The organism is Pseudactinotalea suaedae (assembly GCF_009733815.1).
Taxonomy (GTDB): domain Bacteria; phylum Actinomycetota; class Actinomycetes; order Actinomycetales; family Beutenbergiaceae; genus Pseudactinotalea; species Pseudactinotalea suaedae.
Map to the genome: position 1 here is coordinate 325,495 of NZ_WNXY01000007.1, position 26,574 is coordinate 352,068.

At 73.8% G+C, this 26,574-nt stretch carries 20 protein-coding genes; 10 read left to right on the forward strand and 10 right to left on the reverse strand.

Translation table 11 applies throughout. The features are described 5' to 3' along the window. Positions 1-42 precede the first annotated feature (42 nt). Positions 43-1,533 (forward strand): zinc-dependent metalloprotease, encoded by a 1,491-nt coding sequence (locus GPA04_RS13150; RefSeq protein ID WP_156224621.1) that lies wholly within the window; start codon positions 43-45, stop codon positions 1,531-1,533. 18 nt (positions 1,534-1,551) lie between these two features. Here the strand turns inward: GPA04_RS13150 and GPA04_RS13155 are convergent, their stop codons facing one another. Beyond that, a complete protein-coding gene (locus tag GPA04_RS13155) occupies positions 1,552-2,097 on the reverse strand; it encodes a M48 metallopeptidase family protein (RefSeq protein WP_206674212.1) in 546 nt (181 codons plus the stop codon). A 127-nt stretch (positions 2,098-2,224) separates the two neighbouring features. Here GPA04_RS13155 and GPA04_RS13160 point away from each other — a divergent pair, with 127 nt between their 5' ends. After that, positions 2,225-3,268 (forward strand): thiamine biosynthesis protein ThiF, encoded by a 1,044-nt coding sequence (locus tag GPA04_RS13160; protein ID WP_156224623.1) that lies wholly within the window; start codon positions 2,225-2,227, stop codon positions 3,266-3,268. 40 nt (positions 3,269-3,308) lie between these two features. Here the strand turns inward: GPA04_RS13160 and GPA04_RS13165 are convergent, their stop codons facing one another. Both GPA04_RS13165 and GPA04_RS13170 read right to left on the reverse strand, forming a co-directional pair. Then, on the reverse strand, positions 3,309-3,638 hold the full coding sequence (locus tag GPA04_RS13165) for a WhiB family transcriptional regulator (protein ID WP_156224624.1): 330 nt from the start codon (positions 3,636-3,638) through the stop codon (positions 3,309-3,311). A gap of 459 nt (positions 3,639-4,097) precedes the next feature. After that, positions 4,098-6,152 (reverse strand): ATP-dependent helicase, encoded by a 2,055-nt coding sequence (locus tag GPA04_RS13170; protein ID WP_156224625.1) that lies wholly within the window; start codon positions 6,150-6,152, stop codon positions 4,098-4,100. Positions 6,153-6,254: 102 nt separating this feature from the next. Between GPA04_RS13170 and GPA04_RS13175 the strand changes: the two genes are divergently transcribed. After that, complete coding sequence (locus GPA04_RS13175; RefSeq protein ID WP_156224626.1) at positions 6,255-6,518, forward strand: mycoredoxin; 264 nt, start codon at positions 6,255-6,257, stop codon at positions 6,516-6,518. Positions 6,519-6,564: 46 nt separating this feature from the next. Here GPA04_RS13175 and nudC read toward each other — a convergent pair whose 3' ends face one another. After that, positions 6,565-7,485: an NAD(+) diphosphatase gene (nudC, locus tag GPA04_RS13180; RefSeq protein ID WP_156224627.1), complete on the reverse strand. Its 921-nt coding sequence runs from the start codon at positions 7,483-7,485 to the stop codon at positions 6,565-6,567. 109 nt (positions 7,486-7,594) lie between these two features. On the opposite strand from nudC, the gene GPA04_RS13185 reads away from it, so the two are divergent. Further along, complete coding sequence (locus GPA04_RS13185) at positions 7,595-8,773, forward strand: phosphotransferase (RefSeq protein WP_156224628.1); 1,179 nt, start codon at positions 7,595-7,597, stop codon at positions 8,771-8,773. Here the strand turns inward: GPA04_RS13185 and GPA04_RS13190 are convergent. Genes GPA04_RS13190 through GPA04_RS13200 form a run of 3 tightly spaced genes read right to left on the reverse strand, consistent with a single transcriptional unit; the run spans position 8,763 to position 16,028 of the window. Continuing rightward, positions 8,763-11,960 (reverse strand): ATP-dependent helicase, encoded by a 3,198-nt coding sequence (locus GPA04_RS13190; protein ID WP_156224629.1) that lies wholly within the window; start codon positions 11,958-11,960, stop codon positions 8,763-8,765. The two genes, GPA04_RS13185 and GPA04_RS13190, sit on opposite strands and share 11 nt — an antisense overlap. Further along, a complete protein-coding gene (locus tag GPA04_RS13195) occupies positions 11,960-15,214 on the reverse strand; it encodes an ATP-dependent DNA helicase (protein WP_241680777.1) in 3,255 nt (1,084 codons plus the stop codon). The genes GPA04_RS13190 and GPA04_RS13195 overlap by 1 nt, the downstream gene beginning before the upstream one ends. Before the next feature lie 37 nt (positions 15,215-15,251). Further along, entirely contained in the window at positions 15,252-16,028 is a 777-nt protein-coding gene (locus GPA04_RS13200) for a DUF3152 domain-containing protein (RefSeq protein WP_206674213.1), read from the reverse strand. Between the two features lie 84 nt (positions 16,029-16,112). Here GPA04_RS13200 and GPA04_RS13205 point away from each other — a divergent pair, with 84 nt between their 5' ends. The 3 genes from GPA04_RS13205 (at position 16,113) to GPA04_RS13215 (ending at position 19,249) form a co-directional block, all read left to right on the forward strand. Next, positions 16,113-16,355: a DUF3107 domain-containing protein gene (locus tag GPA04_RS13205; protein WP_156224630.1), complete on the forward strand. Its 243-nt coding sequence runs from the start codon at positions 16,113-16,115 to the stop codon at positions 16,353-16,355. Between the two features lie 207 nt (positions 16,356-16,562). Continuing rightward, on the forward strand, positions 16,563-18,203 hold the full coding sequence (locus GPA04_RS13210; RefSeq protein ID WP_156224631.1) for a DEAD/DEAH box helicase: 1,641 nt from the start codon (positions 16,563-16,565) through the stop codon (positions 18,201-18,203). A 344-nt stretch (positions 18,204-18,547) separates the two neighbouring features. After that, positions 18,548-19,249, forward strand: a complete 702-nt coding sequence (locus GPA04_RS13215; protein WP_241680778.1) for a nucleoside/nucleotide kinase family protein — start codon at positions 18,548-18,550, stop codon at positions 19,247-19,249. Between the two features lie 6 nt (positions 19,250-19,255). Here the strand turns inward: GPA04_RS13215 and GPA04_RS13220 are convergent, their stop codons facing one another. Both GPA04_RS13220 and GPA04_RS13225 read right to left on the reverse strand, forming a co-directional pair. After that, positions 19,256-21,385 (reverse strand): GMC family oxidoreductase, encoded by a 2,130-nt coding sequence (locus tag GPA04_RS13220; RefSeq protein WP_241680779.1) that lies wholly within the window; start codon positions 21,383-21,385, stop codon positions 19,256-19,258. 26 nt (positions 21,386-21,411) lie between these two features. Continuing rightward, the gene (locus GPA04_RS13225; protein WP_156224632.1) at positions 21,412-22,254 is read right to left on the reverse strand and encodes a PHP domain-containing protein; all 843 of its coding nucleotides are present in this window, start codon (positions 22,252-22,254) and stop codon (positions 21,412-21,414) included. A 54-nt stretch (positions 22,255-22,308) separates the two neighbouring features. On the opposite strand from GPA04_RS13225, the gene GPA04_RS13230 reads away from it, so the two are divergent. The 3 genes from GPA04_RS13230 to GPA04_RS13240 all read left to right on the forward strand — a co-directional run bounded on the left by GPA04_RS13230 (position 22,309) and on the right by GPA04_RS13240 (position 25,988). Next, positions 22,309-22,929: a hypothetical protein gene (locus GPA04_RS13230; protein ID WP_206674214.1), complete on the forward strand. Its 621-nt coding sequence runs from the start codon at positions 22,309-22,311 to the stop codon at positions 22,927-22,929. 87 nt (positions 22,930-23,016) lie between these two features. Further along, positions 23,017-24,564 (forward strand): aminopeptidase P family protein, encoded by a 1,548-nt coding sequence (locus tag GPA04_RS13235; RefSeq protein ID WP_156224633.1) that lies wholly within the window; start codon positions 23,017-23,019, stop codon positions 24,562-24,564. Between the two features lie 17 nt (positions 24,565-24,581). Further along, positions 24,582-25,988: a DUF2079 domain-containing protein gene (locus GPA04_RS13240; protein WP_162458605.1), complete on the forward strand. Its 1,407-nt coding sequence runs from the start codon at positions 24,582-24,584 to the stop codon at positions 25,986-25,988. A gap of 10 nt (positions 25,989-25,998) precedes the next feature. On the opposite strand, the gene GPA04_RS13245 is transcribed toward GPA04_RS13240, so the two are convergent. Further along, positions 25,999-26,520 (reverse strand): YflT domain-containing protein, encoded by a 522-nt coding sequence (locus tag GPA04_RS13245; RefSeq protein ID WP_156224635.1) that lies wholly within the window; start codon positions 26,518-26,520, stop codon positions 25,999-26,001. Positions 26,521-26,574 lie beyond the last annotated feature (54 nt).

Below are 26,574 nucleotides of genomic sequence, written 5' to 3' on the forward strand. Positions count from 1 at the left end.
CTGCACCGTCCGCGCCGGTGCCCGCCCGCGTACCGTCGGAGGATGGATGATCGCGAGCAGTGGCGACGGATGCTCGAGTCTGTGCTCGGGCCGGAGGGCGCCGAGGAGGCCATGCGCGCACTGGAGGCGAGCGGCGCCGATCCCGCCGAGTGGGCCAAGGCCTCCGGCTTCGCCCAGAACCCGCAGGCCCTCGCCGCAGCGATGCAGCAGATGCAGCGGATCCTCAGCTCCGACGACGGCGGGGAGTCCGACTGGCGGTTCGCGCACGACGTGGCGCGACAGGTCGCGCACACCGGCGGCGACCCCGCGGTCACCGCTGCGCAGGCCGCGAAGGTGCGCTCGGTGCTCACGGTCGCGGACCTGTGGCTGGACGCGGCGACCGATCTGCCGCCCGCCGGCACCCAGCGCGTCGCCGCGTCGCGAGCCGAGTGGGTCGAGCGCACGCTGCCGACGTGGCGCGCGGTCGCCGACCCGATCGGGGTGTCCGTCTCGGAGGCGCTCGCCGGCGTCCTCCACGACCAGCTCGGCGGCGAGCTGCCCGAGGAGCTGGGAGCCCTGCCCGGCGGCATGGACCTCCCCCGGCTGATCACCAAGCTCGGTCGCCTCGGGTTCGCGATGCAGGTCGGCCAGGGCGCCGGCACCCTGTCGCGCGAGGTCTTCGGCGGCACCGACACCGGTCTTCCGCTGCTGCGCGGGTCCGAGCTGCTGCTGGTCCCCGCCAACGTCGAGGCGTTCGCCGAGGGGCTCGACGCCGAGACCGACGAGGTCTGGCACTTCCTCGCCGTCCGCGAGGCCGCGCACGCCCGGCTGTTCGCCCACGTGCCGTGGTTGCGCGCCCACCTCCTCGGAGCCGTCGAGGCGTACGCGCGCGGTGTCGAGATCGACGCGGAGCAGATGGAGGAGGCGGTCCGGTCGATCGACCCCACCGACGTCGAGCAGCTCCGCAACGCGCTCGGGCAGGGCATCTTCTCGCCGCAGCGCACCCCCGACCAGGAGCGGGCGCTGGTCCGGCTCGAGACCGCGCTCGCGCTCGTGGAGGGCTGGGTCGAGGAGGTGACGGCGACCGCCGTCGCGCCGCACCTGCCGCACGCCGTGCCGCTGCGGGAGATGCTGCGCCGCCGCCGTGCGGCCGGCGGCCCCGCCGAGGACACGTTCCGGCAGCTCGTGGGCCTCGAGCTGCGCCCGCGACGCGCGCGCGACGCGGCCCGGCTGTGGGCACTCATCGCCCGGGACCGGGGCATCACCGGTCGCGACGAGCTGTGGTCCCAGCTCGATCTGTTCCCGACGACGGAGGACCTCGAGCACCCGGAGCTCTTCGGTGACCGGCGCGCTGACGAGGACGACGTCACGGCCGATCTCGACGCCGCGCTCGAGGCCATCCTCAACGACACCGGTGCCGACGACGCCCCGCGGGAGAACCCCGCGCAGCAGGCACCCGCCACCGATGAGGGCACTGAGGCCGCGGAGCCGCCGGACGAGCCCGGGGACGCCGAGCCCGGCGACGCGCCCAGGCCCGGCGGACCGACCGGCTGAGCGAGCACGTCGACCCTCTCAGTCGACGTCGGGCTCCTCGTCCGAGCCGGGCCCACCCTCGGAGTCGCGGTAGGCGACGCCGTGCAGGAAGCCGCGCGCCCGCTCGGTGTGCGGGTAGCGGTTGACGATGTCCCAGAAGTCCTGCCCGTGCCCGCCCACCACGAGGTGGGCCAGCTCGTGCACCAGCACGTAGTCGACCACCCAGCTGGGCATCCCCTGCAGCCGGTGCGAGATCCGGATCGTGCCCTGAGCAGGCGTGCAGGATCCCCAGCGCTGCCCCTGGTTGGTCACCCAGGACACCGATGTCGGGCGGACGTCCGGTGGCAGGTAGGTGGCGGCCAACCGGTCCGCCGCGGCGGCGAGACCGGTGTCGCTGGGACGACGGCGCCGCTCCTTCGCCAGCACCCGCTTCGTCATCACCGCGACCCAGTGCTCCTCCTCGGCGCGCGTGAACCGCGCCGGGATCGCGACCACGAGCCGACCCTTCTCACGGAACGCCGAGACGGTCCGCCGCCGGCGCGTGCTGCGGCGAACCTCGACCTCGGGATCACGGGAGTCGGGCACCCGGCGAGTATCGCAGCGGCCGCCGACAGCCCGGTGCGTTGTCCACAGACCTCGCGCGCGGCGCCGTCATCCACAGCCGGCCGCGCGGGCGTCGCCCGCCTCGCACCGCCCGTGCCACGCTCGCCCGATGGCGGCGTGGCGGTACCTGCGACCAGGGGTGGCGGTGCTCTGGCGTGCCCCGGGAGCGTCCCAGGTCGGGATCGACCCGCGCTGCGCCGTGGTCCTCGACGACCTGGACCCGCTGCAGCAGGCACTCCTGGAACAGCTGCCCCGGCTCGGCGGGGAGCCTGAGCTCAACGCCTACGCGCGCACCCTCGGGGTGGGCCGGGCGCCGGTGCGGGAGCTGCTGGACCGGCTCGAAGAGCTGGGCTACCTGGTCAGCGGGTACCCGACCTCCGACACCCCGGACGACCGCTACTGGCACCTGGCCGCGATCGCCGGGCACGCACGTCCTGGCCAGCGATCGGCGGCCAGCGTCCTGGTCCGCGGGCTGGACCAGCTGGGGCTGCGCATCGCCCAGATCCTCGCGCAGGCGGGCATCGGCAGGGTGGTGCCCGACGACGACCGCCCGGTCACCCTCGACGACCTGGGCGGCGGCGGCTATCGCACCCACGACCTCGGGCGCCCGCGGCGGGAGCGCGCCCTCACGCTGCTGCGGGGCACCTCCCCGATGACGGCGCTGACCGCGCCTGCCGCTGTGCCGCCCGACCTGGTGGTGCTCGTGGAGCACGGCGCGGTCGACGCGGTGCGGGTGCGACCGCTGATGCGGGACGACGTGGCCCATCTCCCCGTGCTGGTGCGCGAGCTCGACGTCGTCGTCGGGCCGCTGGTGCGGCCGGGAGCAGGACCATGCCTGCGGTGCCTCGATCTGCACCGCCGTGACGAGGACCCCCGCTGGCCCGCCGTCGCGACCCAGATCACCGCGAGCCCGCCCGACGGCGTCGAGACGTCGCTGGGTTGGCTCGGGGCGGCGTTGGCGGCGCACCAGGTGCTCGCCGTCGTCGACGGCCGCGGCGTCCTCGTGGCCGGGACCTCGCTCGAGGTCAGCGCGACCTATCCATTGCCCCGCTACCGGGAGTGGGCGGTGCACCCGGACTGCGGCTGCACCAGGCCGGCCGAGCACGACGACGCCGCCGCGGCGCCCGTGGGGCGCCCCGGCGGCGTGTCGTGACGCGGCAGCACGTGCTGGGTCCGTCGCTGCGAGACCCGGCTCATGCGGCGCTCCACCGCGCGGCCTCGTCCTTGCGCGGCCGTCCTCGGCCCCGCTTGCGCGGGACGACGCGGCCGTCGATGAAGACCTCGCCGCCCCAGACGCCCCATGGCTCGGCGCGGTCGATCGCGCCCTCGAGGCATGTCACCTTGAGGGGGCACTCGGCGCACATCGCCTTGGCGCGCTCGACGTCGTCGCCGCGCTCGGCGAACCAGAGGTCGAGGTTCGTGGGGTCCTGGCACGGGAGCGAGAGGTCGGGCTCGTCGGTCGCGGGCGACGGCCAGCTCGTCGCCGACCCGGAGGTCGTGTCGAAGATTGATGTGTACTTCACGGGGTGCTCCTGAGGCACTCGTTCGGTCAGCCGGAAAGGCCGGCGGTGAACGTCTCGTCTGCCGTCGATGGCAAAGGACGAGGGGTCAGCCGCGGGCCGATGGCTCCGCGGCTGAGCGCGTCAGTCGCGTCAGGAAGCGGAGCCGGTGCAGGCGCTACGGGTCGGATCGCCCGCGCCGCCGCCGGTGGGAATGGGCAGAGCCATCCCCCGGTTACGGATACCTCGATCGAGGAGGACGACGCTGGGGGCGATCGACTGGCCGTAGGCCTGGATCAGATTCATCACAGCGTTTCCACCTCCTCACGATCGGGGACCCTCATGCTGGCTAGGCCAGGTCCGGACTCACAGAACACGGGAGACGTTACACCGCCCCCGGGAGGGGTCCAAGGTATTAATCGAGATTCTTTTTTCTGGGTCTGAGCGGGTCCGCGCAGCCGCCCGGGCCCGCAGGGCGAGCGTTCAGTCGTGGCTGGGTTCGTCGCCTCGCACGACGGCGAGGATCTGCGCGCCGTAGGCCTCGATCTTCGTGGGTCCGATCCCCCGCAGGATCGCGAGCTGACGGAGCTCGCGCGGCTGGGCTGCCGCGATGGCCACCAGCGTGGAGTCGTGCAGGATCGTGAAGCCCGGCTTGTCGATCTGCTTCGCGACCTGGGTCCGCCAGCCCCGGAGCCGCTCCAGCAGGTCGGGGTCGACATCCTGGGCGGCGAGCGCGGCCCTGGTCGCCTCGGTCTTGCTGATCGCGGCCGACCTGCGGCCCCGGCTGGTCTCCTCGGGCCAGATGCCTTCGAGGAATCGGGAGCGCCGCCGGTTCCCACGGCCGCCCGAGGTGCGCGAGCGAGCGAACGACAGGTGCAGGTGCTCCCGGGCGCGGGTGACGCCCACGTAGAGCAAGCGGCGCTCCTCCGCGATCGCATCCTCGCCGTCGGCGAGCGAGATCGGCAGCAGCCCCTCGCTGACACCGACGAGGAACACCGCGTCCCACTCCAGACCCTTCGCGGCGTGCAGCGAGGCGAGCGTGACGCCGTCGACCGTGGGGGCGTGCTGCGCGGCCGCGCGCTCGAGGAGCTCCTCCACGAACCCCTGCATGTCGGCGCCACGGGTCCGGGCGAGCTCGTCGGCGAGCTGCACCAACGCGTTCAGCGACTCCCACCGCTCCCGGGTGGCGCCGCGCGCCGCAGGCGCCTCGGGCTGCCAGCCGGCACCGCTGAGGACCGCGCGGACGTGCTCGGGCATGGTGCCGTCCATCTGCGCGCGGGCGGCGCCGCGCAGCAGCACCATCGCGTCCCGGATCTCGCTGCGGGAGAAGAACCGCTCGCCGCCGCGCACCAGGTAGCCGATGCCGGCCGAGGCCAGCGCCTGCTCGATCGTCTGGGACTGCGCGTTGGTCCGGTACAGCACCGCGATCTCCGACGCCGACACCCCTTCGCGCTGCAACGCCGCGATCCTGGTCGCGACGCCACGCGCCTCGGCCTCGTCGTCGTCGTAGACCTCGAACGCCACCGGCCGCCCCGAGGGGCGTCCCGCGACCAGCTCGACGGCGGCCGCGTTCCGGTGCCGCCCGGCGCGCGCGAGCACGTCGTTGGCCAGCCGCACCACCTGAGGGGTGCTGCGGTAGTCCCGCACCAGCCGCACCACGCCGGCCTCCGGGTAGCGGCGGCGGAAGTCGGTCAGGTAGCGAGGGCTGGCACCGGTGAAGGAGTAGATCGTCTGCGACACGTCTCCGACGACGCAGATCTCGTCACGGTCCCCCAGCCACAGGTCGAGCAGCCGCTGCTGCAGCGGCGAGACGTCCTGGTACTCGTCGATGACGAAGTGGCGGTACTGGGTGCGGACCTGGGCCGCGACATCCTCCCGCTCGGCGAGGATGCCGACCGTGAGCAGCAGCACGTCCTCGAAGTCGATGACGCCGCGCTCGGACTTGGCCTCCTCGTAGACCGAGAGCAGCCGCGAGACGGTCGTCAGGTCGTGGCCGGCGGTCTCGGTACGGCCCGCGGCGGCTGCCGCCCGCACGTAGTCGTCGGGCGTGATCATGCTGACCTTGGCCCACTCGACCTCGGCGGCGAGGTCACGGATGGCGATCCTGTCGACCGAGAGGCCGAGCCGGCCCGCCGCCTCACCGATGAGCGGGGCCTTGTGCTCCGCGATCCGCGGGACGCTGCCCCCGATCGCCTGCGGCCAGAAGTAGGAGAGCTGTCGCAGCGCCGCGGCGTGGAAGGTCCGGGCCTGCACGGCGCCGACCCCGAGGTCGCGCAGGCGGGAGCGCATCTCACCGGCGGCCCGGGCGGTGAACGTCACGGCGAGGACCCGGCGCGGGTCGTAGCGTCCGATCAGCACCCCGTGCGCGATCCGGTAGGTGATCGCGCGGGTCTTGCCGGTGCCGGCGCCCGCGAGCACGCACAGCGGCCCGGTGAGGGTGCTGGCGACCTCCCGCTGGTCCGGGTCGAGGGCCTCGAGGAGCTCCTCCGCCGTGAGCGGGGCTCCTCCTCGAACGGTGCTGGGCGGGGGTGTCGACATCGTCACCGATTGTCGCAGGCGGGACCGACATGGGCCGGCCGGCCTGCACAGCAGCAGGGAACTGCAGGGAACATCGCCGCAGCGGCAACGGTTGAGGACGGCATGACCAGCACCCCCGCTCCCGGAACCATCACGATGTACTCGACCACGTGGTGCGGCTACTGCCAGCGCCTGAAGGCCCAGCTCGGCAAGGTAGGGATCGACTACACCGAGGTCAACATCGAGGAGCAGGCCGACGCCGCGGCATTCGTCGAGTCGGTCAACGACGGCAACCAGACCGTCCCCACGGTGGTGTTCCCCGACGGCTCCGCCGCGACCAACCCCTCCCTCAAGGAGGTCCAGGCACGCCTGGCGGTCTCGGTCTGAGGCCGGCGGCGGTGGCCGGACGGCTACGTCCTGACGCGTGAGGGCCTCAGGCTGAGATCCACGGGGTCACCGGCCAGTCACGGCCGTACCAGTCGCTGATCAGGTAGTGCGCGATCGAGGTCGGTCGCGGCAACCGGATCGTGCCGTCGGTGATGAGCGTCGTGAGCTCCTCACGGCTGACGAACATCGCCTCGGTGACCTCGACGCCGTCGGGCCGGGGCTCGGTCGTGACCGCCCGGCCGCGGAAGCCGAGCATCAGCGAGGCCGGGAACGGCCACGGCTGGGACCCCTGGTAGGTGACCTCACCGACCTCGATCGCGGTCTCCTCGAGCACCTCGCGTCGTACCGCGGACTCGAGCGACTCGCCAGGCTCGACGAACCCGGCCGGGACCGAGAACTGCGTCGCCGGCCAGGCGACGCCGTGGCCGAGCAGGAGCCTGTCGTCGTCGTCGACGATCGACATGATCACCGCGGCGTCGGTGCGCGGGTACTGCGCGGAGCCCTCCCGGCTGCACTGCCGCTCCCAGCCGGCGAGCGCGAGCGTGCTCGGCGCACCGCAGCGCGGGCAGAACCGGTGCGCGGCGTGCCAGTTCGCCATCGCGAGCGCGGCGGTCGCCACGCCCGCCGCCAGCGGCTCGAGCTGCCATCCCACGTCCCGCACGCTGATGCCCGACGGCGGACCCTGGGGATCGTCGAGCGCTCGCCCGGGGTCGGGGTCGGGCAGGCCCGTGCCCAGGTCCGCGACGTAGCTCCAGCCGTCCTCGTCGCGGCCCAGGTACGCCGCCTCGGCGCCCTCGGCGATCTCGGAGCCCAGCTCGAGGCCGGTCTCGTCGCCGCTCACCCGGCCGCGGCGGACCCGGACCACCCGGACCCGCGGGCCGGCGAGGATGGCCTCGATCCCGTCGCTGCGCCGTCGGGCGTCTCGATCGAGCGTGCCCCTGCTCAACGGCAGCGCGTCGGAATCCACGCGATCAACCTAGGCCATCTCGGCACCCGGTCCTGATGCCCGCCGGGCCGTTGCCGTTCCCGGCGCGTGTCACCGCGGCCCGGCGCCGCTCGCGACGTAGGTTGGTCACGTGCCCGAGCAGCCGCGCACCCCACTCGCCCTAGCCGCCCTCGCGACGATCGCCCGACCAGGTCTCGACGTGGTGGCGACTCAGCCACCCCGCGAACCGGGAGCGGACTTCGACGTCGTCGGCATCGTCGACGCCGAGGATCGCCGCTGGATCGTGCGCTCACCGCGCCATGCGGCGGCCGGGGCGGCGATGGAGGGCGAGGTCGCGCTCCTCGGCGAGCTCGCCGACGCCGTCGACCGCGGCCTGCTCCCCTTCGACGTGCCCCGCCCCGCCGGCTTCGCCCCGCTGCCCGAGGGTGGGCGCGCGATGCTCTACCGCGAGCTCGTGGGGCACCCGCTCGATCCCACGCGCCTCACCCCGGACGCGCCCCTGCTCCGGAGCCTCGCACGTTCGATCGCTGCCCTGCACGAGCTCTCCGGGGCGGTGGTCCGCACCGCGGGGCTGCCGGACTACGACGCCGAGGGCTACCGGCAGCGCCGCCTCGCGGAGGTGGACGAGACCGCGAGGACCGGCCACCTGCCGACCCGGTTGCTCCGGCGCTGGGAGCACGCCCTGGAGGACGTGTCGCTGTGGCGGTTCGCGACCACCCCGGTGCACGGAGACCTGGCAGGCGAGCACGTCGTCGTCGACGGCGACCAGGTCGTGGGGCTCGTCGACTGGTCCGACGCCTGCGTCGCCGACCCCGCCGACGACCTCGCGTGGCTGCTGGCCCAGACCTCGCCCGCGGCCGCCGACGCCGTGATGGAGCACTACCGGAGTGCACGAGGAGGCGCGGTCGACAGCGACTTCCACGCCTTCGATGCCCGCGCCACCCTCGCGGGCGAGCTCGCCGTCGCCCGCTGGTTGATGCACGGCGTCCGGATCCGCTCCGACGAGGTCATCGAGGACGCGATCGACATGCTGCGCGAGCTCGACGAGGCCGTCTCCGGCGCACCGCCGATCGGTCGCGTCGAGCCCGTCGTGGAGCAGGTGCCACCCCGCTTTCCGCCGACCGAGCAGGCCGACGACCTCGACGAGCGCGACGCCGGCCGCGAGAGCGACCTCCCGCCGTCGTTCGAGCCTCGCGGCGAGACCCCCGAGATCGACGACGACGACGACGACGCGATCACCTCCGAGCGGAGGTCCGCGCCGAGCCCGGACGAGGACGACGCCACGGCCGAGCTCCCGATCAAGGACTGACGCGCCCCGCCGTCAGCTCCGCGATCAGGTCGGTCACCTGCGCCGGGTCGGCGTCGTCGGCCTCGATCGTGACGTTCGCGGCCACGTGGTGGAAGGACGCGCGCACGTTCTCGAGCGGGACGTCCCGGTAGCGCGCCCACGCGAGCCGGTACAGCACGAGCTGCAGACGCTTGGCGTGCAGGTCCTCGGGGTCGGACGGCGGTGGACCGGTCTTCCAGTCGACCACGTGGTAGCGATCGGGGCCGTCGGAGAACACCGCGTCGATGCGGCACCGCACCGTCATGCCGGCGATCGGGGTGTCGACGTCGGCTTCCACGACGTACGGCACCCGGTGCGCCCACGCGGAGGCGAGGAACGCCGCGATCAGCGCGTCGAGCTTGGGCTCGGCGCCCACGTCGGCATCCTCGGCACCGGGAAGCTCGTCGGTGTCCAGCAGCGCCTGGCTGCCGAAGTGCTGCTCGACCCAGGCGTGGAACGCCGTGCCGCGGCGCGCGGCGACGCTCGGACGGCGTGGGATCGGCCGGCGCCGGTCGCGCAGGAACCGGTCCCGGTCCGCACCGAGCGCGACGACCGCTGAGGCGGACAGGTGCACCGGGATCGCCGCGCCCACCGTGAGCGAGGCGTCGCGCTCGGCGAGCAGCAGCTCGGCATCGTGCCACCAGCGCGCGGTGGTCTCGTTCTCGGCCGGGACCACCCCGCCGAGCTCGGCGAGCCGGTCCCTGCCCGGCGGCACCGGCCAGGGCCCCGAGATCACCTGGTCGTGGACCGGGTTGGACTCGTGGGCGCTGCCCTCCGGCCAGCTCGGGCCGACCTCGGCGACGCCGGCGTCGATCAGCTCGGTGAGGAACAGCGACGGCGTGGCGATCCCCTTGCCGTCGCGCCAGAACGAGCCCAGCAGCAGCAGCTCACGCCTGGCACGGGTCAGCGCGACGTAGGCCAGGCGCCGCTCCTCGGTCAGCTCGCGCGCACCCTCGCGCTCCTTGAAGTCGTCGAGGACGGCGGCGAGCTCCTTGGCGGAGCTCGCCTCGGCCAGGTCGAGCTCGGGCAGGTGGGCGCGGTCACCGCGCAGGGCGTACGGCAGCGTCGACGCGCCCGTCAACCACCCGGACCCGCGCCGCACGCCCGCCTTGGTGGGCGCTGTCGTGGGAAAGGTCCCCTCGACCAGCCCGGGGATCACGACGACGTCCCACTCCAGCCCCTTGGAGGCGTGCACAGTCATCAGCTGGACGGCGGTGGGATCGGGCTCGGCCTCGGCGACGTCGAGGCCGCGCTCCTCCTCCAGCGCCGCGTCGAGCCAGGCGAGGAAGGCGCCGAGGCTCCGGTCCTCGGCGTCGCCGGAGAACCGCGACGCCACCGCGGTGAGCTCGTCGAGGTTGCGACGGGCCTCGCCCACCGGACCGGGTCGCTGGGCCGCGACCTCGATGTCGAGCCCGAGCAGGTGCTCGGCGGTGGTCACCAGCTCCGGCAGCGACAGGTAGCTGAGCGCCCGCAGCGCGCGGAGCGCTCCCGCGAGCCTGGCCAGCCGGGACCGGGCGGCCTCGCTCAGCTCGCGGCCGCGGGTGTCGCGCCAGCCGCGCGGCGGGAGCTGGTCGATCGCCTCGACGAGGCTCGCGAGCTCGGCGGGCTCGCGCACGGCCGGCACCTCCGACTCGGGAAGCTCGTCGGCGACCGACGCGCGGTCGGGGGCGCGCCGGCTCCGCGCCTGCGACGCCGCCCACTCCCCCAGCGCGAGCAGGTCCGCGGCGCCCAGGTCGACCGAGGGTCCGGTGAGCAGGCGCATCAGTGCGTCACCGCGGCCCGGGTCGTGGACGACGATCAGCGCCGACCAGATGTCGGTGACCTCGGGCGTGTGCAGCAGCCCCGCCAGCCCGACGACCTGCACGGGGACACCGGCGGCCTCCAACGCGGCCGAGATCGACGCGAACTGGGCGCGTTTGCGGCACAGCACGGCCGCGCTCGGTGGTTCGCCCTCCGTCTGGCGCGCCTGCACCAGGTACTCGGCGACCGCTGCTGCCTCGGCGGGGATCGTCTCGAGGAACCGCGCGGCGACGCGCCCCGGTCCGGCGCCGGGCCGCGCGTGCAGCACGGGCACGTCGCCTGCCGCCTGGGCGCGCAGCGGCCCGGCGACGCTGTTCGCGGCGTCGAGCACGGCCACGTCGTTGCGCCAGGCCGTGCTGAGCGTCGCCGTCGGGGCCGCGCCACCCTCCGCCCGGTGGAAGGTGGCCGGGAAGTCGAACAGGGTGCCGGCTGCCGCGCCGCGCCAGCCGTAGATCGCCTGGTGCGGGTCACCGACCGCGGTCACCGGGTGGCCACCCCCGAACAGCGCGGACAGCAGCTCGACCTGCGCGATCGAGGTGTCCTGGTACTCGTCGAGGAGCACCACGCGGTAGCGGCCGCGCTCGGCCCGGCCGACCTCGGGCACCCCGGAGGCGATGCGCGCCGCGAGCCGGACCTCCTCCCCGAAGTCGATCAGACCGCGCTCGTGCTTGCGATCGACGAAGGCCTGCACGAGGTCCATCAGCTGGGCGCGGGTGCGCAACGCCGCTGCGGCCTTGAACGCGTCGGAGGACTTGGTGGGCTGCAGCTCCTCGATCGCCTCCGCGACCGCTTCCAGCTCCAGGCGCGCGGTGACCGGGTCGACGCCGTGCTCGTTGAGCTCGCCCTCGAGCGCCGTCAGGCCGTCGACGAGCGTGCTCGGCTTGTAGCCGGTCTCGATGTCGCCGGCCCAGCTGGTGACGATCTCGTCGGCGAGCTGGAACCGCCCGGCGTCGCCGATGTGCGTGGCATCGGGCGTCAGCCCGAGCCGCAGCGCGTGGTCGCGCACGATCGAGCCGGCGTAGGAGTTGTAGGTCGCGACGCGCGGCCGGTCCTCGACATCGATGACGGCTCCGGCTGCGCGGACCTCACGGATCCGCTTGCGGACCCGGTCGGCGAGCTCGGCCGCAGCCTTGCGTGTGAAGGTGAGCCCGAGCACCTCCCCCGGGGCGACGAGCCCGTTCGCCAGCAGGAAGACCACCCGGGCCGCCATGGTGGCGGTCTTGCCCGAGCCCGCACCCGCGACGACGAGCATCGGCTCCAGCGGCGCCTCGATGACCGCGGTCTGCTCCGCGGTCGGGGCCGGCTGACCGGTCACCTCCGCGATCCGCGCCGCCGTCCAGGTGATCGTGACCTCGACGTCCTCGCTCATCACCGCTCACCCCCTCGCGGCACGACACGGCCGCCCTCGGGCTGCACCGGGCAGGAGGTTCGCACCTGGCAGTAGCCGCACATGGGGTTCTGCTGCGCCGGGAACTCCCCCGAGGTCAGGGTGCGCACCGTGGTCGCGATCAGCTCGTGCGCCCAGCCCGGGTCGGCGGACGCGGCGAGCGGGTCCTGGTGCCGCAGGGCCGGGCCACGCGCGCCGGTGCCGAGGTAGACCAGCGAGCCGCCCTGGGGCTGCGCCTCGCCGAACGCGCCGTGCTCGACGGCGAGCTGATAGCTGCCGAGCTGGGCGTGCGTGGCGGTCTGCTCGGCCGTGGGCGGCGAGGCACCGGTCTTGAGGTCGATGACGCGCAGGCCCTCCGGGGTGTGCTCGACGCGGTCCATCCGGCCCCGGACGCGGGCCGAGGCGCCGTCGACCTCGATCTCGACGTCGAAGTCCGCCTCGACGTCGACCGCCCCGGGCCGGTCGGCCAGGTAGGTCGCGAGCCGTCGCACCATCTCCTCCGCGCGGGCGCGCTCCTGCCGGGAGACCCAGGCCTCGTCGAGCCCGATCTCGTGCCATCGCCGCGCGAGCTCGGCCTGCAGCTCCTCCAGGGTGCCGTGCGGCAGCTCCGCGGCGATCTCGTGGATCAGGTTGCCGACGTTCTGGGCCTGCGAGCTGGGTTGTCGCCCACCGGCGGTGCTGAGCGCCCAGTGCAGCGGGCACGAGGTGGCCTTCTCGACGGCGGACGGCGTGACCGGCACCGGCTGCGCCGTGTCGTAGGCGGGCGTGCTCGAGGTGGGCGCCAACCGGTCGGGCCAGCGCTCCGGGTCGGCGGCCTCGACGCCGCTGGCGCGCAGGTGCTCGAGCACCCGCAGCGCGGCAGCGGCCTCGCCGTCGGAGCCGTGCAGCGCGGCACGCAGCTCGCCGACCAGACCCCGCAGGTCCAGCGCCGCGGTGACCGGCGACGGCTTCGGAAGCCCCACCGAGCCGCTGCCGTCGGGGCCTGCGGGGAGCAGCGTCTCGTAGAAGGCCGAGGGCCGGGCGTCGGTGTCGAGCACGGCTGTGAGCAGCAGCGAGCGGCGTGCGCGCGAGCACGCGGCGACGAAGGCGCGGAGCTCGTCGGCGAGGACGTCGGCGCGTGCCGATCGGAGCGCCTCGGCGACGTCCGCCTCGTCCGCGCGCCGCAGCCCGGTGTCGCGGGCGTTGGTGATGTCGGCGAGCTGGTGCGCGCCGAGGAGCGTGTCGCGGATCCGCAGGTCCGGCCACGAGTCCTCCTGGACGCCGGCCACGACCACCAGGTCCCACTCGCCACCGGCGGCGCTGGCGGCGGTGTGCACCGACACCGTCTCGGAGTCCTCGCCGCGGGCGGCGAGCGTGTCGGCGGCGAAGTCCTGCGTCGCGAGGTGGGCCAGGAAGGTGTTCGGGTCCGCACCGGTGGTGCGGTCCGTGAACTGCTCGGCCGCGGCGAACAGCGAGACGACGGCGTCGAGATCGGCGTCCGCGCGGTCGGCGGACGCCCCGCCTGCGAGCGCGCGGTCCTGCCAGTGGCGTGCGAGCCCGGTCGCGTCCCACATCGCCCACAGCGCCATCTCGGTGCTGCGCGGGTCCTCGGCGAGGGCGGCGCGACCGGCGTCGAGGACGGCGGCGACCGAGGAGACCGCGTGGTGCAGGCGCGGCGGCAGGTCCGCGAGCGCCTCCTCCTCGCGATCGCTCGCCAGCAGTCGGGGCAGCAGCTCGTCGGAGGGCGTGCCCGCGCGGTCGCGCTGCCGAAGCACGCGGCGCAGCGAGCGCATCGAGACCGCATCGAGCCCACCCAGCGGTGACAGCAGCAGCGCGGCCGCCGCCTCGGTGGTGATGACCTCGTCGATGACGCAGCGCAGCGCCACCAGGAAGGGCCGCACGGCAGGCTCCTCGCGCAACGGCCGGTCCGGGGTGGCCGCGGCGAGCGGGATCGCCGCGGTCCGCAGGCCGCGGCGGATCTCGCCGACGCGGGCGCCGGTACGCACGATCACCGCCATCTCGGACCAGGGCACCCCGTGGCGCAGGTGCGCGATCCGCAGCTGCTGGGCGATCGCCGCGACCTCCTGTGCCGCCGTGGGCAGCAGCAGGTGCCGCACGGGCGGCGTTGACGTGCCCGCGGAGCCCGAGGTGGCTGCGGAGGCCGACGAGCCTGACGAGGGCGTGGGCTGTGCCGGCCCGGCTGCCGGTGCTGCGAGCCGGCGACGGTCGTCGCCGAGCACCGGCAGCTGGATCGTCAACGACCGGATCGCCTCGCGCAGGTGGGGTCCGTGCCGGTAGCTGGTGCCGAGCACGTGCGTGGTCGCCCCCAGCCCGCCGTCGATCGTCCCGGCCGCACGGGTCGCGGCGTCGAGGAGTGCGGGCTGGCCGCCACGGAAGGCCTGGACCCCTCGGTCGGGGTCGCCGAGCACGGCGACCCGGGCGCCGTCGTCGGCCAGGGCGGTGAGCAGCCGGGCGGTCGCGAGGGTGGCGTCCTGGTAGTCGTCGTGGATCACGAGCGACCAGCGCGGTCGGGTCTCCTCCGACACCTCGGTCTGCCAGGTCCGCAGCGCCACGACGGCCTGGTCGACGATCGTGGCGGCGTCATAACGGGCGCCGCGGTCGGGGGTGAGCTCGCCGAGCGTCATGACGTCGCCGTACTCGGCGAGCAGGCGGCCGGCGGCGCACCACTCGGGCCGGTCGTGGCGACGACCGAGCTCGTCGAGGTCCTGGCCGTCCAGACCGGCCTCGGCAGCGCGCATCAGCAGGTCGCGCAGCTCGGCGCGGAACGCGGGCAACCGCAGCGTCTCCGGTCCGATCCGGTCCGGCCACGCGATCGGGACACCTTCGCCGCTGAGGTGGCCGGCGATGAGATCAGCGAGCACGGTGTCCTGCTCGGGGCCGGACACCAGCGTGGGCGCCGGCTCGCCGCGGTGGCTCGCGCGCAGCCGCAGGATCGCGTAGGCCAGCGAGGCCGGCGTGCGGACCAGCACCTGACCGGTGGTGCGGTCCAGCCGGCGGGCGAGCTCGTCGCGCAAGGCGCCCGCACGCTGGCGCGTGGGAACCATCAGCAGCGCCGACTCCGGCGGGTGGTTCGCGCTCCAGGCGACGAACGTCTCCAGCGCCGTGGTGGTCAGCCCAGTCCCGGGCGCGCCGAGAACCACGTGGTTGCCCCCCGCGAGGACGGCATCACGCGCACCGAGCTGATCGGCGTCGAGCGCGGCGATCGCCGGGGCGCTGATCAGGGCTGTCTCGGTCACGGCAGCATGAGACCACAGGCCACCGACACGAGGTCCGTCACGGGTGCGGCCACCCGTTCGGGGCGCACCCGTCGAGATCGATGCTCTGCTGCACCATCACGGGCGCCGGCTCGCCGGGGACCGGGCACTGCTCGTGCGGGTGGCCGAGCAGGTGGCCGACCTCGTGGTTGACCAGGTACTGGCGGTAGTCGGTGAGGTCGCCGCCGCCGGCGGCCCAGGCGTCGGCGCCGAACACCCAGCGGTCCGCGTTGAGCGCGGCGTGGCCGTAGCGGCCGCAGGACCACCTGCCGTTGGTCGCCAGCGGGGCGCACATCTCGTCGACGGTCGCGGCCGTGGCGAGCACCACCCGGATCTCGGCCTCGCCGTCGGTACGCGCAAAGCGAACAGAGCCGTCGGCTCCCCAGCCGCGCGGGTCGTTGAGGGTGCCGAGAACGAACGCGGCGAACGCGCCGTCGTCGACGTCCAGACCTTGCTCGACCTCGACCCGCACGGTCATCACCGCGGCCGTCCCGGCCGGCGGCTCGGTCGCCCCGGGCACGATCCGCAGCTCGCCGGTGCTGCTGTCCGGAACGCGGTGCGTGCGCACTCCTGCCAGCAGATCCGCCTGTTCCTCGGGGCTCGGCGTGCTCGGCTCGGTCGAGGGCGTCTCGGGCGAGGCGGTCGACAAGGTGACGGGAACGGCGGGGGTGACCTCCGCCGTCGGGCGCCCCGGGCCGGCACCCGAGGACCCCTCGAGCAGCAGCGGACCGAGCAGGACACCGACCACGAGCGCGACGACGAAGACCGCTCCGGCGGTCACCACGCGTCGAGACATGTGTCCATCGTGTCAGCCGTGCGTGCCTACGATGGATCCGGGCCGACGTGCGGTCCGTCCAGGATCCAAGAAGAGGTAACAAGCGTGGAGATCACCATCGGCGTCCGCGACATCGCCCGCGAGATCACGCTCGAGGTCGCAGGTGATGCCGACGAGATCGTGACCAACGTGACCGACGTGCTGGCCAAGGCCGCGAAGGGTGACACCGCCGCCGTGCTCGACCTCACCGACGAGAAGGGCAACCGGACGATCGTGCCCGCGAGCGCGCTCGGCTACGTGCAGATCGGTGCCAACGAGCCCCGCCGGGTCGGTTTCGGCACCATCTGAGCACCGCTCGCGCACCGCTGACCCCGGCTGCGGCCTGCTGGCCGTAGACTGAGCGCGACCAGGCTGCCCGGTCGCCCTGTTCGGAAACGGCACGCCTATGACGGCCGAGCCCTGCTCGGCCACGACCTTTCGCGATCGGCTGCCACCACGAGGTGACGGATCGCTGTGCTCTCCGCCGGCGCGTCACCACGACCGAAGGCGCCACACATGACCGATTCCCTCGAGGAGATCGTCGCCGAGACCACCGAGGTGGAGATCGCCGACCCGCACGCCGAGGTGCCCGCCACCTTCGCCGACTTCGGAGTCTCCGAGCCCATCGTCCGCGCGCTCAGCGACGTCGGCATCACCCATCCGTTCCCGATCCAGGCGCTGACGCTGCCGATCGCGCTCAGCGGGCACGACATCATCGGCCAGGCCAAGACCGGTACCGGCAAGACCCTCGGCTTCGGCATCCCGATCCTGCAGCGCGTCATCGGCCCGGGCGAGGACGGCTGGGAAACCCTGCCCGAGGCCGGCAAGCCGCAGGCGCTCGTGGTGGTCCCCACCCGTGAGCTCGCCGTGCAGGTCGCCGGCGACCTCGCCACCGCTGCCCGCCACCGCAGCATCCGTGTGCTGCAGGTCTACGGCGGCCGCGCCTACGAGCCGCAGATCGAGGCGCTGAACCGCGGCGTCGAGGTCGTGGTCGGCACCCCCGGACGCATGATCGACCTGCTCAAGCAGCGCCACCTCGACCTGTCGAAGGTCAAGGCGCTCGTGCTGGACGAGGCCGACGAGATGCTCGACCTGGGCTTCCTGCCCGATGTCGAGACGCTGCTGGCCGCCACCCCGCCGAACCGTCACACCATGCTGTTCTCGGCGACCATGCCCGGCCCGGTCATCGCGATGGCCCGCCGCTACATGAGCCGCCCCACCCACATCCGGGCGCAGGACCCCGACGACGACGGCAGCAAGACCGTCAGCGCGGTCACGCAGTTCGTCTACCGCGCGCACGCCCTCGACAAGGTCGAGGTGCTGGCCCGGATCCTGCAGGCCAAGGACCGCGGTCTCACGATCGTCTTCACCCGGACCAAGCGCACCGCCGCCAACGTGGCCGAGCACCTGACCGAGCGCGGCTTCGCCGCCGCCGCGATCCACGGCGATCTCGGGCAGGGCGCGCGCGAGCAGGCACTGCGCGCGTTCCGCAACGGCAAGGTCGACGTGCTGGTCGCCACCGACGTCGCCGCCCGCGGCATCGACGTCGACGACGTCACGCACGTCGTCAACTACCAGTGCCCCGAGGACGAGAAGACCTACCTGCACCGCATCGGGCGCACCGCCCGCGCCGGCAACACCGGCACGGCCGTGACCTTCGTGGACTGGGACGACGTGCCCCGCTGGGGGCTCATCGACAACCAGCTCGGCCTGAACCGTGGCGAGCCGGTCGAGACCTACTCCTCCTCCCCGCACCTGTACTCCGACCTCGGCATCCCCGAGGGCACGAAGGGCCGGCTGCCGCGCAGCGAGCGCACCCGCTCCGGGCTCGGCGCCGAGACGCTCGAAGACCTCGGCGAGACCGGCAAGGGTGCGAGCAAGCACGGTGGCGCCTCGCGCGGCCGGGAAGGCTCACGCGATGGTGGCCGCGACGGCGGCCGCGACGGTGGCCGCGACGGCCAGGGCCGCGGACGCCGCGGTGGTCGCCGCTCGGAGGAGGGCGGCAGCAGCCACGCCCAGAAGCCTGCCGCCGAGCAGCCCGCCCGGACCGCCGAGCAGGGCGAGCCGCGCGCCGAGGGCGCGCCGCGCCGTCGTCGCCGTCGCACCCGTAGCGGTGGCAGCAACGCCGGAGCGGCGCCCCAGGCTCAGCAGGACTGAGCCCGGACGCCCGCTCCGGGTGCGTCAGCCCCATGAACCGGACCCGGTGGCGGGCGTAGCGCTCACCGGCGGTGAGCCAGCGCCCACGATCCGGAGCCGGTGGTGAGTTAGCGCCCACGATCCGGAGCCGGTGGTGAGTTAGCGCCCACGATCCGGAGCCGGTGGTGAGTTGGCGCCCACCCCGTGCGTCGTGGTGGGCCCTATCTCACCGCTGGTGCGGTGCGGTGGGCGCTGAGCCACCGCCGCGGCGGGACGACCGGGCGCTGCCCACCGCTGCCACCTCGCCCACCGCTCCCACCGCTACAGCCCGAGGCAGCCCGAGGCAGCGGCTAGCGTGGGACCCGATGCTTGAGCACCCGACGGCGGAGCGCGCCCAGGTCCTTCTCGACCTCCTCGAGCTCGTGGTCGCCGTGCGCCCGCGCGAGCGCGCGATCATCGGGATCGACGGACCGGACGGCGTGGGCAAGTCGATGCTCGCCCTCGAGCTGCAGGTGCTGGCACCGACGGTGACCGAGCGTGAGGTCGTCGGCGTCGGCATCGACGGCTTCCACCACCCGCGCGCGGTCCGCTACGCCCACGGCCGCGACGCGGAGAGCTACTACCACCACGCCTTCGACTACGACGCGTTGCGGCGGTGCGTGCTCGACCCGTTCCGGCAGGGGCGCGAGATCGTCCCCGCGGTGCACGACGTCGCCACCGACCGACCGGTGCATCCGGACCCGATCGAGCCCGCCGACGACGCGGTGCTGCTCCTGGAGGGGGTGTTCCTGCGACGTCCCGAGCTCGCGGGGGCGTTCGACGCGACGGTGCTGGTGGCGGCGCCGTTCGAGGTCACGGTCCCGCGCGGGAACGCCCGCTTCGGCGCGCCCGCCGAGCAGGACCACCCCGGCCACCCGGCGAACGCCCGCTACGTCGGCGCGCAGCAGCGCTACCGCTACGTCTCGGAGCAGCACCCTCCGACGTGGATCCTCGACAACGCACGGATCGAGCGGCCGGCGCTGCTCGAGCCCGACCCCGAGGCACCCGGGTGGGGTATCCCCTGGTGAGGTCCGCTACGACCTGACCCGGTCCGCGCGAGCACCGGTCATGTCGTCCATCACCCGCATGGCGTTCGCGAAGATCGTCAGCACCGGGTTCACGCCGCCGTTGGTGACGTGCAGCGAGCCGTCGGCCACCCGCACGTTCTCGTGCCCCCAGATGCGCCCGACGCGGTCGGTCACCGAGGATGCGGGGTCGTCGCCCATCCGAGCGGTGCCGGCCTGGTGCTGCCCGCCGCTCGGGCCCGCGTCGGCAGTGCGGGGGGCGCTACGGATCACGCGGACCGCACCGCTCGCCGTCAACCACTCGCCGGCCCGGTCGGTGAGGAACTCCGTGAGCCGCAGGTCCTCGGGGTGGACGGCGCCGCTCAGCCGCGCCACCGGGATCCCGAAGCGGTCGACCACGCCGGGGTCGAGCCGGACCCGCGAGGCCGCCGAGGTCATCTCCTGCACCGGTCCGACGACGCGCTGCATGCGCGGGGCGAGGTGGCGCATGGCGTCCTTCATCGCCGCCCCGTGCAGCGGCAGCAGCCCGGCGCCGTCGAGGTAGCCGTGGTCCAGCACCGGCGTGGTGACGAACTCGTTGGCGAGCATGCCGCCGCCGACCAGCCCGGGGTTGCCGTGCCGGAAGTCGTTGGTCGCGATGGCCGGACCCGGCCCGAGGAGATCGTTGACGGGTTCCTCGAAGATGCCGGTGGCACCGGCGTAGAGGTGCCCCTGCAGGTGACGACCGACCTGGTCGGCGTTGTTGCCGACGCCGTGCGGCTCGCGCGCCGTGGGGCTGTTCAGCAGCAGCCGTGCGGTCTCGACCGCCCCGGCCGCCACCACGAACTCCTCGGCGTGGACGACCGCCCGCCAGATGCGGCCGTCGACCTCGCCGACGACCGCGAGCGCCACGATCCGCCCGCTCGCGTCCGGGATCAGCCGCTCCGCGCGCGCCGAGGTCAGGATGGAGGTCAAGCCGGTCGCCACCGCGCGGGGAAGCATCGTGTTGTGGGACCCGTTCTTGGCCTCGATCGGGCACGCGAACCCGATGCACTGCGCGCAGCGCGCGCACGCCGGCCGCCCGAGCCAGGGGGTGGAGCTGATCAGCAACGGCACCGCCGAGGTCTGCAGGCCCAGCCTGGCGGCCCCGGCGGCGAGCACACTGCTCGCCCTGGTCCCGGCCAGCGGCGGCATCGGGTAGTCCCGCGAGCGCGGACCATGAGCGCTGTCGCCGGTGGCGTCGCCGCTGACGCCGATCTCCCACTCGGCCCGGGAGTAGTACGGCTCGAGCTCGTCGTAGTCGATCGGCCAGTCGCTGAGCGCGCTCCCCTCCGGCACCCCGTAGCGCGACGCCATCCGGAAGTCCTCCGGCGAGAACCGCCACGCCTGCGCCCCGTACACGCGCGTGCCACCGCCGACCGTCATGGCGTTGTTGCCCCACCGCCCGTCGGTGGCCCGCAGCGTGATCAGCGCCTCCCCCAGCTCGAACGTGCGGACCTCGTCGGCGCCGGGTCCGGTGCGGTCGTCGAGCTCGACGGGTGTGCGCGCGTTCCGCAGGTGGTCGGCGGCGAGGTAGGCGCGGTCGGGCAGGTCGCCGCGCTCGATCACGAGCACCCGCCGCCCCGCCTCCGCGAGCGCTGCGGCGGCCACGCCACCACCGGCGCCGCTGCCGACCACCACGGCGTCGTAGCGCTCCCGGAGCTCGTGGTGCCGGACGAGGGCGCTGCGGTCGAGCTCGAACACCTGGTCGAGGTCGGGCCACCCGGACGCCGGCTCCGGCCGCCAGCCGAGGTCCTGCCACGACGCCCGGTCACGGTTGCCGAGGTTGCCCGGGTCGGCGAAGTAGCCCCGCTGGACGAGCCGGGCGAACCAGCGGTAGTCGCCGTCGTCGGCGAGGCCGTCGAGGACCGCCAGGCGAGCCGCCGGGTCGAGCTCGACGAACCCCGGCGCGTGCGCGGTCACCGCGGCCAGCACGCCCTCGACCCGGGGCCGCCAGTCCCGTCGCTCACCGTCGAGCAGCGCGCCCAGGAAGTCCAGGCCGCCGGCCTCGACGGCCGACGGCGAGGCGTCGGCCGGGACGATCGTCTCGATCACGGCCGCGAGCAGGCGCTGCCGATCGGTCCGGCTGTCCTCGGGCTGGTCGGCTGCGTCGCTCGACACGGGCGTTCCTCTCACGTCGTTCTCGGTCAGGGCCGCAGAAACGGCATCCGCCCCTGGCGCTCGATCTCCTGCAGGACCTCCACGGTGCTGGTGCGCTCGGCCAGCCGGTTCGGCTTGCCGGTGCCGTGGTAGTCGCTCGAGCCGGTGCCGAAGATCCCGAGCTCGGACGCCAGCTCGCGGAGGATCTGACGGCTCGGCTCGTCGTGGTCGGGGTGGTCGATCTCCAGGCCGGCGAGCCCGGCCTCGGCGAGCCCGCGGATGACGTCGAGCGAGACCACCCGCCCCCTGGTCGAGGCCCGGGCGTGCGCCATCACCGGCACGCCGCCGGCCGCGCGCACCGCCGCGACCGCCTCGACCGTCGGGGGAGCCCAGTACCTGACGTAGTACGGGCCCGCAGGGTGAAGGATCGTGGCGAAGGCCGCCGCCCTGTCCCGCGCGTAGCCCTTGGTGACCAGCGCGTCGGCGATGTGGGGACGCCCGATCGTGGCACCGTCCTCGGCGTGATCGGTGACGTCCGCCCAGGTGAGGTCGACGTCCTGGTTGATGCGCTCGACCATGTGCTGGGCGCGCAGCGAGCGCGAGCTGCGCGAGCGCTCGAAGATCGCGGTCAGCGCGGGATCGGCGGGGTCGTGGAGATAGCTGAGCAGATGCACCCCGACACCGCCCGCCTCGGTCGAGATCTCGGTCCCGCGCACCAGCGCGACGCCGGTCGCGCTCACCGCGCTCGCCGCCTCCTCCCAGCCCGCCGTGGTGTCGTGGTCGGTCAGCGCGATCACGTCGACGGCGGCCCGCTGGGCCGCGCGCATCAGCTCACCGGGGGTGTCGGTCCCGTCCGAGCACGTGGAGTGCGTGTGCAGGTCGATGAGCATCGGGCTCGACCCTAGTGACCCCGGCGCGTGGCAGGCGCCATAGACTCCCCGCCCGTGAGAGCCGACGACCACGACGAGATCGTCCGCCTCTACGGGCCGTGGCGGGACCGGGGACCCTCGGACGTCGCCGACCTGCTCGCCGACTACCCGGGGGTGTGGTGGATCGCCGGCGGCTGGGCGATCGAGGCCTTCTCCGGGGTGAGGCGCCCGCACGGTGACATCGACCCGAGCATCCCGCGCGCGGACGTGCCGCTGCTGCGCCGGCACCTCGCAGGATGGCTCGACGTCTGGGCGGCCGACCAGGGGGCGCTGCGCCCGCTGACCGGAGACCCCGACGAGCCGATCTCCGCCACCTGCGGCAACCTGTGGCTGCGCCCCGGCGGTGCGCAGCCGTGGGAGTACGACGTGATCCTCATGACGGCCGACGACGCCACCTGGACCTACAAGCGCGACGCGCGCGTGAGCCTGCCCACCGCCGACATCCTCTGGCGCACCGGTGGCCTGACCTACCTGCGCCCCGAGGTGCAGCTGCTGCACAAGGCACCCGGGCTGCGCCCGAAGGACCAGGACGACTTCGACGTCTGCCTCCCGCTCCTGGAGGAGCGTGCCCGGCACTGGCTGCGCGGCGCGCTCGACCTGGCCCACCCCGGCCATCCCTGGGGCGAACGGCTGTGACCGGCTCCGACGGCCGTGTGCGGGAACGGCCGTCCTCGACCCAGGACGCACACGATCGCACGTGAGGGGAGTGAGACGATGGGCCGCATGACTGAGGCGACCGACGCACCGACGTCCGAGACACCCGAGCAGCCGCTGGAGGAGCGTGGGAGCAACCGCTCCCGTCGTCCCAGCTCGCGCGCGTTCCGCGAGTTCATGGCCTCGAGCTGGGCACCGGCCGCCGAGAGCCCGCTGGAGCGCTCCGAGGTGGCCGATCACAGCGAGCGGCGCCGTGCCGCGATCTCCGAGCAGTTCCCGGGCGACCGGCTGGTGATCCCCGCCGGCGGGCTGAAGGTGCGCTCGAACGACACCGACTACCGGTACCGCCCGCACTCGGCCTTCGCGCACCTCACCGGGCTGGGCAGCGACGTGGAGCCGGACGCCGTGCTCGTGCTGCACCCGGTCTTCGCCGACGACCCTGACGGCGAGGGGGACGCCGGCGTCCCCGCGGGCCACGAGGCGGTCCTCTACGTGCGCCCGATGGCCGGCCGCGAGAGCGAGGAGTTCTACGGCGACGCCCGCTACGGCGAGTTCTGGGTCGGCTCGCGGCCCTCGCTGGAGGAGATCGAGAAGCTCACCGGGATCCGGACCGTGCACCTCGACGAGCTGCCGGACGCCGTCGGCAAGGACGTCGGTCAGGTGAGGGTCCGCGTGGTGCCGGACGCCGACCAGGTGACCAGCAACACCGTCGACGCACTGCGCGGCGCGCACGAGGAGCACGCCGAGAACGATGCCAAGCTCGCGGAGGCGCTCTCGGAGCTGCGGCTCGTCAAGGACGCCTGGGAGGTCGAGCAGCTCCGCGAGGCGGTCGCGGCCTCGATCGCCGGTTTCGAGGACGTGGTGCGCGCCCTCCCCCGGGCGGCCGAGCACGCTCGCGGCGAGCGCGTCATCGAGGGTGTCTTCGGCGCGCGGGCGCGCGAGGAGGGCAACGGCATCGGCTACGACACGATCGCCGCCGCGGGCGATCACGCGACCACGCTGCACTGGATCCGCAACGACGGACAGGTCCGCCACGGCGAGCTGGTGCTGCTGGACGCCGGCGTCGAGGTCGACTCGCTCTACACCGCCGACATCACCCGCACGCTGCCGGTCGACGGCACGTTCTCCGAGACGCAGCGTCAGGTCTACACCGCGGTGCTCGACGCCGCCGACGCCGCGTTCGCCGCCGCCCGACCCGGCGTCAGGTTCCGTGAGGTCCACGCCGCAGCGATGGCCGTGCTCGCGCAGCGGCTGGCCGAGTGGGGGCTGCTCCCGGTCGACGTCGAGACCGCGCTCGGCGAGGAGGGCCAGCAGCACCGCCGCTGGATGCCGCACGGCACCAGCCACCACCTCGGCCTCGATGTGCACGACTGCGCGCAGGCCCGCGCCGAGATGTACCTCGACGCCGAGCTGCGCCCGGGCATGGTGTTCACGATCGAGCCCGGCCTGTACTTCAAGTCCGACGACCTCGCCGTGCCGGAGCGCTTCCGCGGCATCGGCGTGCGCATCGAGGACGACGTGCTCGTGACGGCCGACGGCGTCGAGAACCTCTCGGCCGCCCTGCCGCGCCGCCCCGAGGACGTCGAGGCCTGGATGGCCTCGCTCGCCCAGGGCTGAGCGACGAACCCGGCTGCGTGAGCACGACGGCGCCCCGCGCCCTCCTGGCGACCTCACCCGTGCGGGGCCGGGCCGCGGTGGTGCCCGCGCTCGGCGTGGGCGCGGTGGTCGCGGCGCTGTACGCGCTGTGGTCGTGGCGGCAGTGGTCGCGCTTCGAGGTCCCGAGCTGGGACCTGGGGATCTTCACGCAGATCTTCCGCGCCTACGCCGAGCTCCGGTCCCCGGTGGTTCCGATCAAGGGCCCGGGCTTCATGATCCTGGGCGACCACTGGCACCCGCTGCTCGCGGTGCTCGCGCCGGCGTACTGGATCAGCGGCAGCGGGATGACGCTGCTGGTGGTGCAGGCGCTGCTGGTGGGGCTGTCGGTCGTGGTCGTCACGGTGTGCGCGGTGCGCCACCTCGGGCGCCTCAGCGGCATCGGGATCGGGCTGGCGTACGGGCTCTCGTGGGGGCTGCAGTCGGCCGTCGCCTCGCAGTTCCACGAGATCGCGCTGGCGCTGCCGTTCCTCGCGGCGTCGCTGGCCGCCCTGGTGCGCCGGGACCATCGCGCCGCTGCGCTGTGGTCGTTGCCGCTGCTGCTGGTCAAGGAGGACCTCGGGCTCACGGTCACGATGATCGGTGTCGTGATCGCGATCCGCGGGGCCCGCAGGCTCGGGATCGGGCTCGCCGTGGCCGGCGTGCTCGCGTTCCTGCTCACCACCAACGTGATCCTGCCGGCGCTCAACCCCGACGGCGTCTGGGACTACGCCGACGACTCGATCGTGTCCCAGGTGTTCTCCGACCCGGGCGCGGCGCTGAACTCGCTGTTCACCGGGTTCGGCCACAAGCTGGTGCTGATCGTGCTGGTCGTGGCGATCACGGGCTTCCTGGCGGTGCGCTCCCCGCTGGTGCTGATCACGCTGCCGACCTTCGCCTGGCGGCTCACCTCCGACGTCCCCTTCCACTGGTCGACCGACTGGCACTACTCGGCGGTGCTCATGCCGATCGTCTTCCTCGCGCTGGTGGACGCCCTGATCAGCTCACCCACCTGGAAGGCGAGAGCGCCCTGGTTCGCGGGGGCCGCCGTCGTGATGGCGGCGATCGTGACCACCCAGTTCCCGCTGTGGAAGCTCACCGAGGGCGAGTACTGGTCGCCCGGCGGCCGGCCCGAGGGGGCCGCGGTCGCGCTCGCCGCGATCCCCGACGACGCGCGCGTCGTCAGCGACATCACGCTGATGGCCTACCTCGCGCCACGCACCGAGGTCTACTGGATGGGCAACGACAACCCGGTGCCGGACTTCGTGGTGCTCTTCCAGGGCTCCGGCATCTACGGCGGCACGCCGCCCGCCGATGCCGAGACCTGGGCCGAGGAACGCTTCCCCGGCACGGACTTCACGCAGGTGGTCGACGCCGACGGCTTCCTCGTCGCCGAGCGTCGCCCCTAGCGGTCGGCGGTCAGGGCTGGGAGTCGTTCGTCCTGGGCGCGGCACCCTCGGCGGGGAGCTTCGCGAGCAGCGCGCGTGCACGGTCGGCCGACTCGGTGAGGCAGAGCACCGCGAAGCGGCTCGCCATCACCTGGGACGTGGAGCTGAAGTCGCGGCGACCGCCGGTGAGCGCGTGCCCCACGACGCCCCAGAGCATGCCGAACCCGGCACCGATCAGCAGCGCGGGCACGAAGATCCCGAACAGCTGGGCACCCGGGACCAGCAGCATGAACATCAGCCCCAGGAACAGACCGAGCCAGGCACCGGAGGCGGCGCCCTGCAGTGCCGCGTGCATGTACGTGCGGCGCCCGGTGATGCGCTCCACCATCTTGAGGTCGGTGCCGACGATCGTCACCTGCTGCACCGGGAACTCCGAGTCGGAGAGGAAGTCGACGACGCGCTGCGCCTCGAGATAGCTCTCGTAGGCGGCGATCTCCTCGCCGCGGGGCTGCGCGCCGAGTCGTGGATCGCGCGGGGTCTGCATGAACGACATGCACTCATTGTGTACCCGCAACCTTGACGGCGCCTGAGAACCGGCTGGATCGCA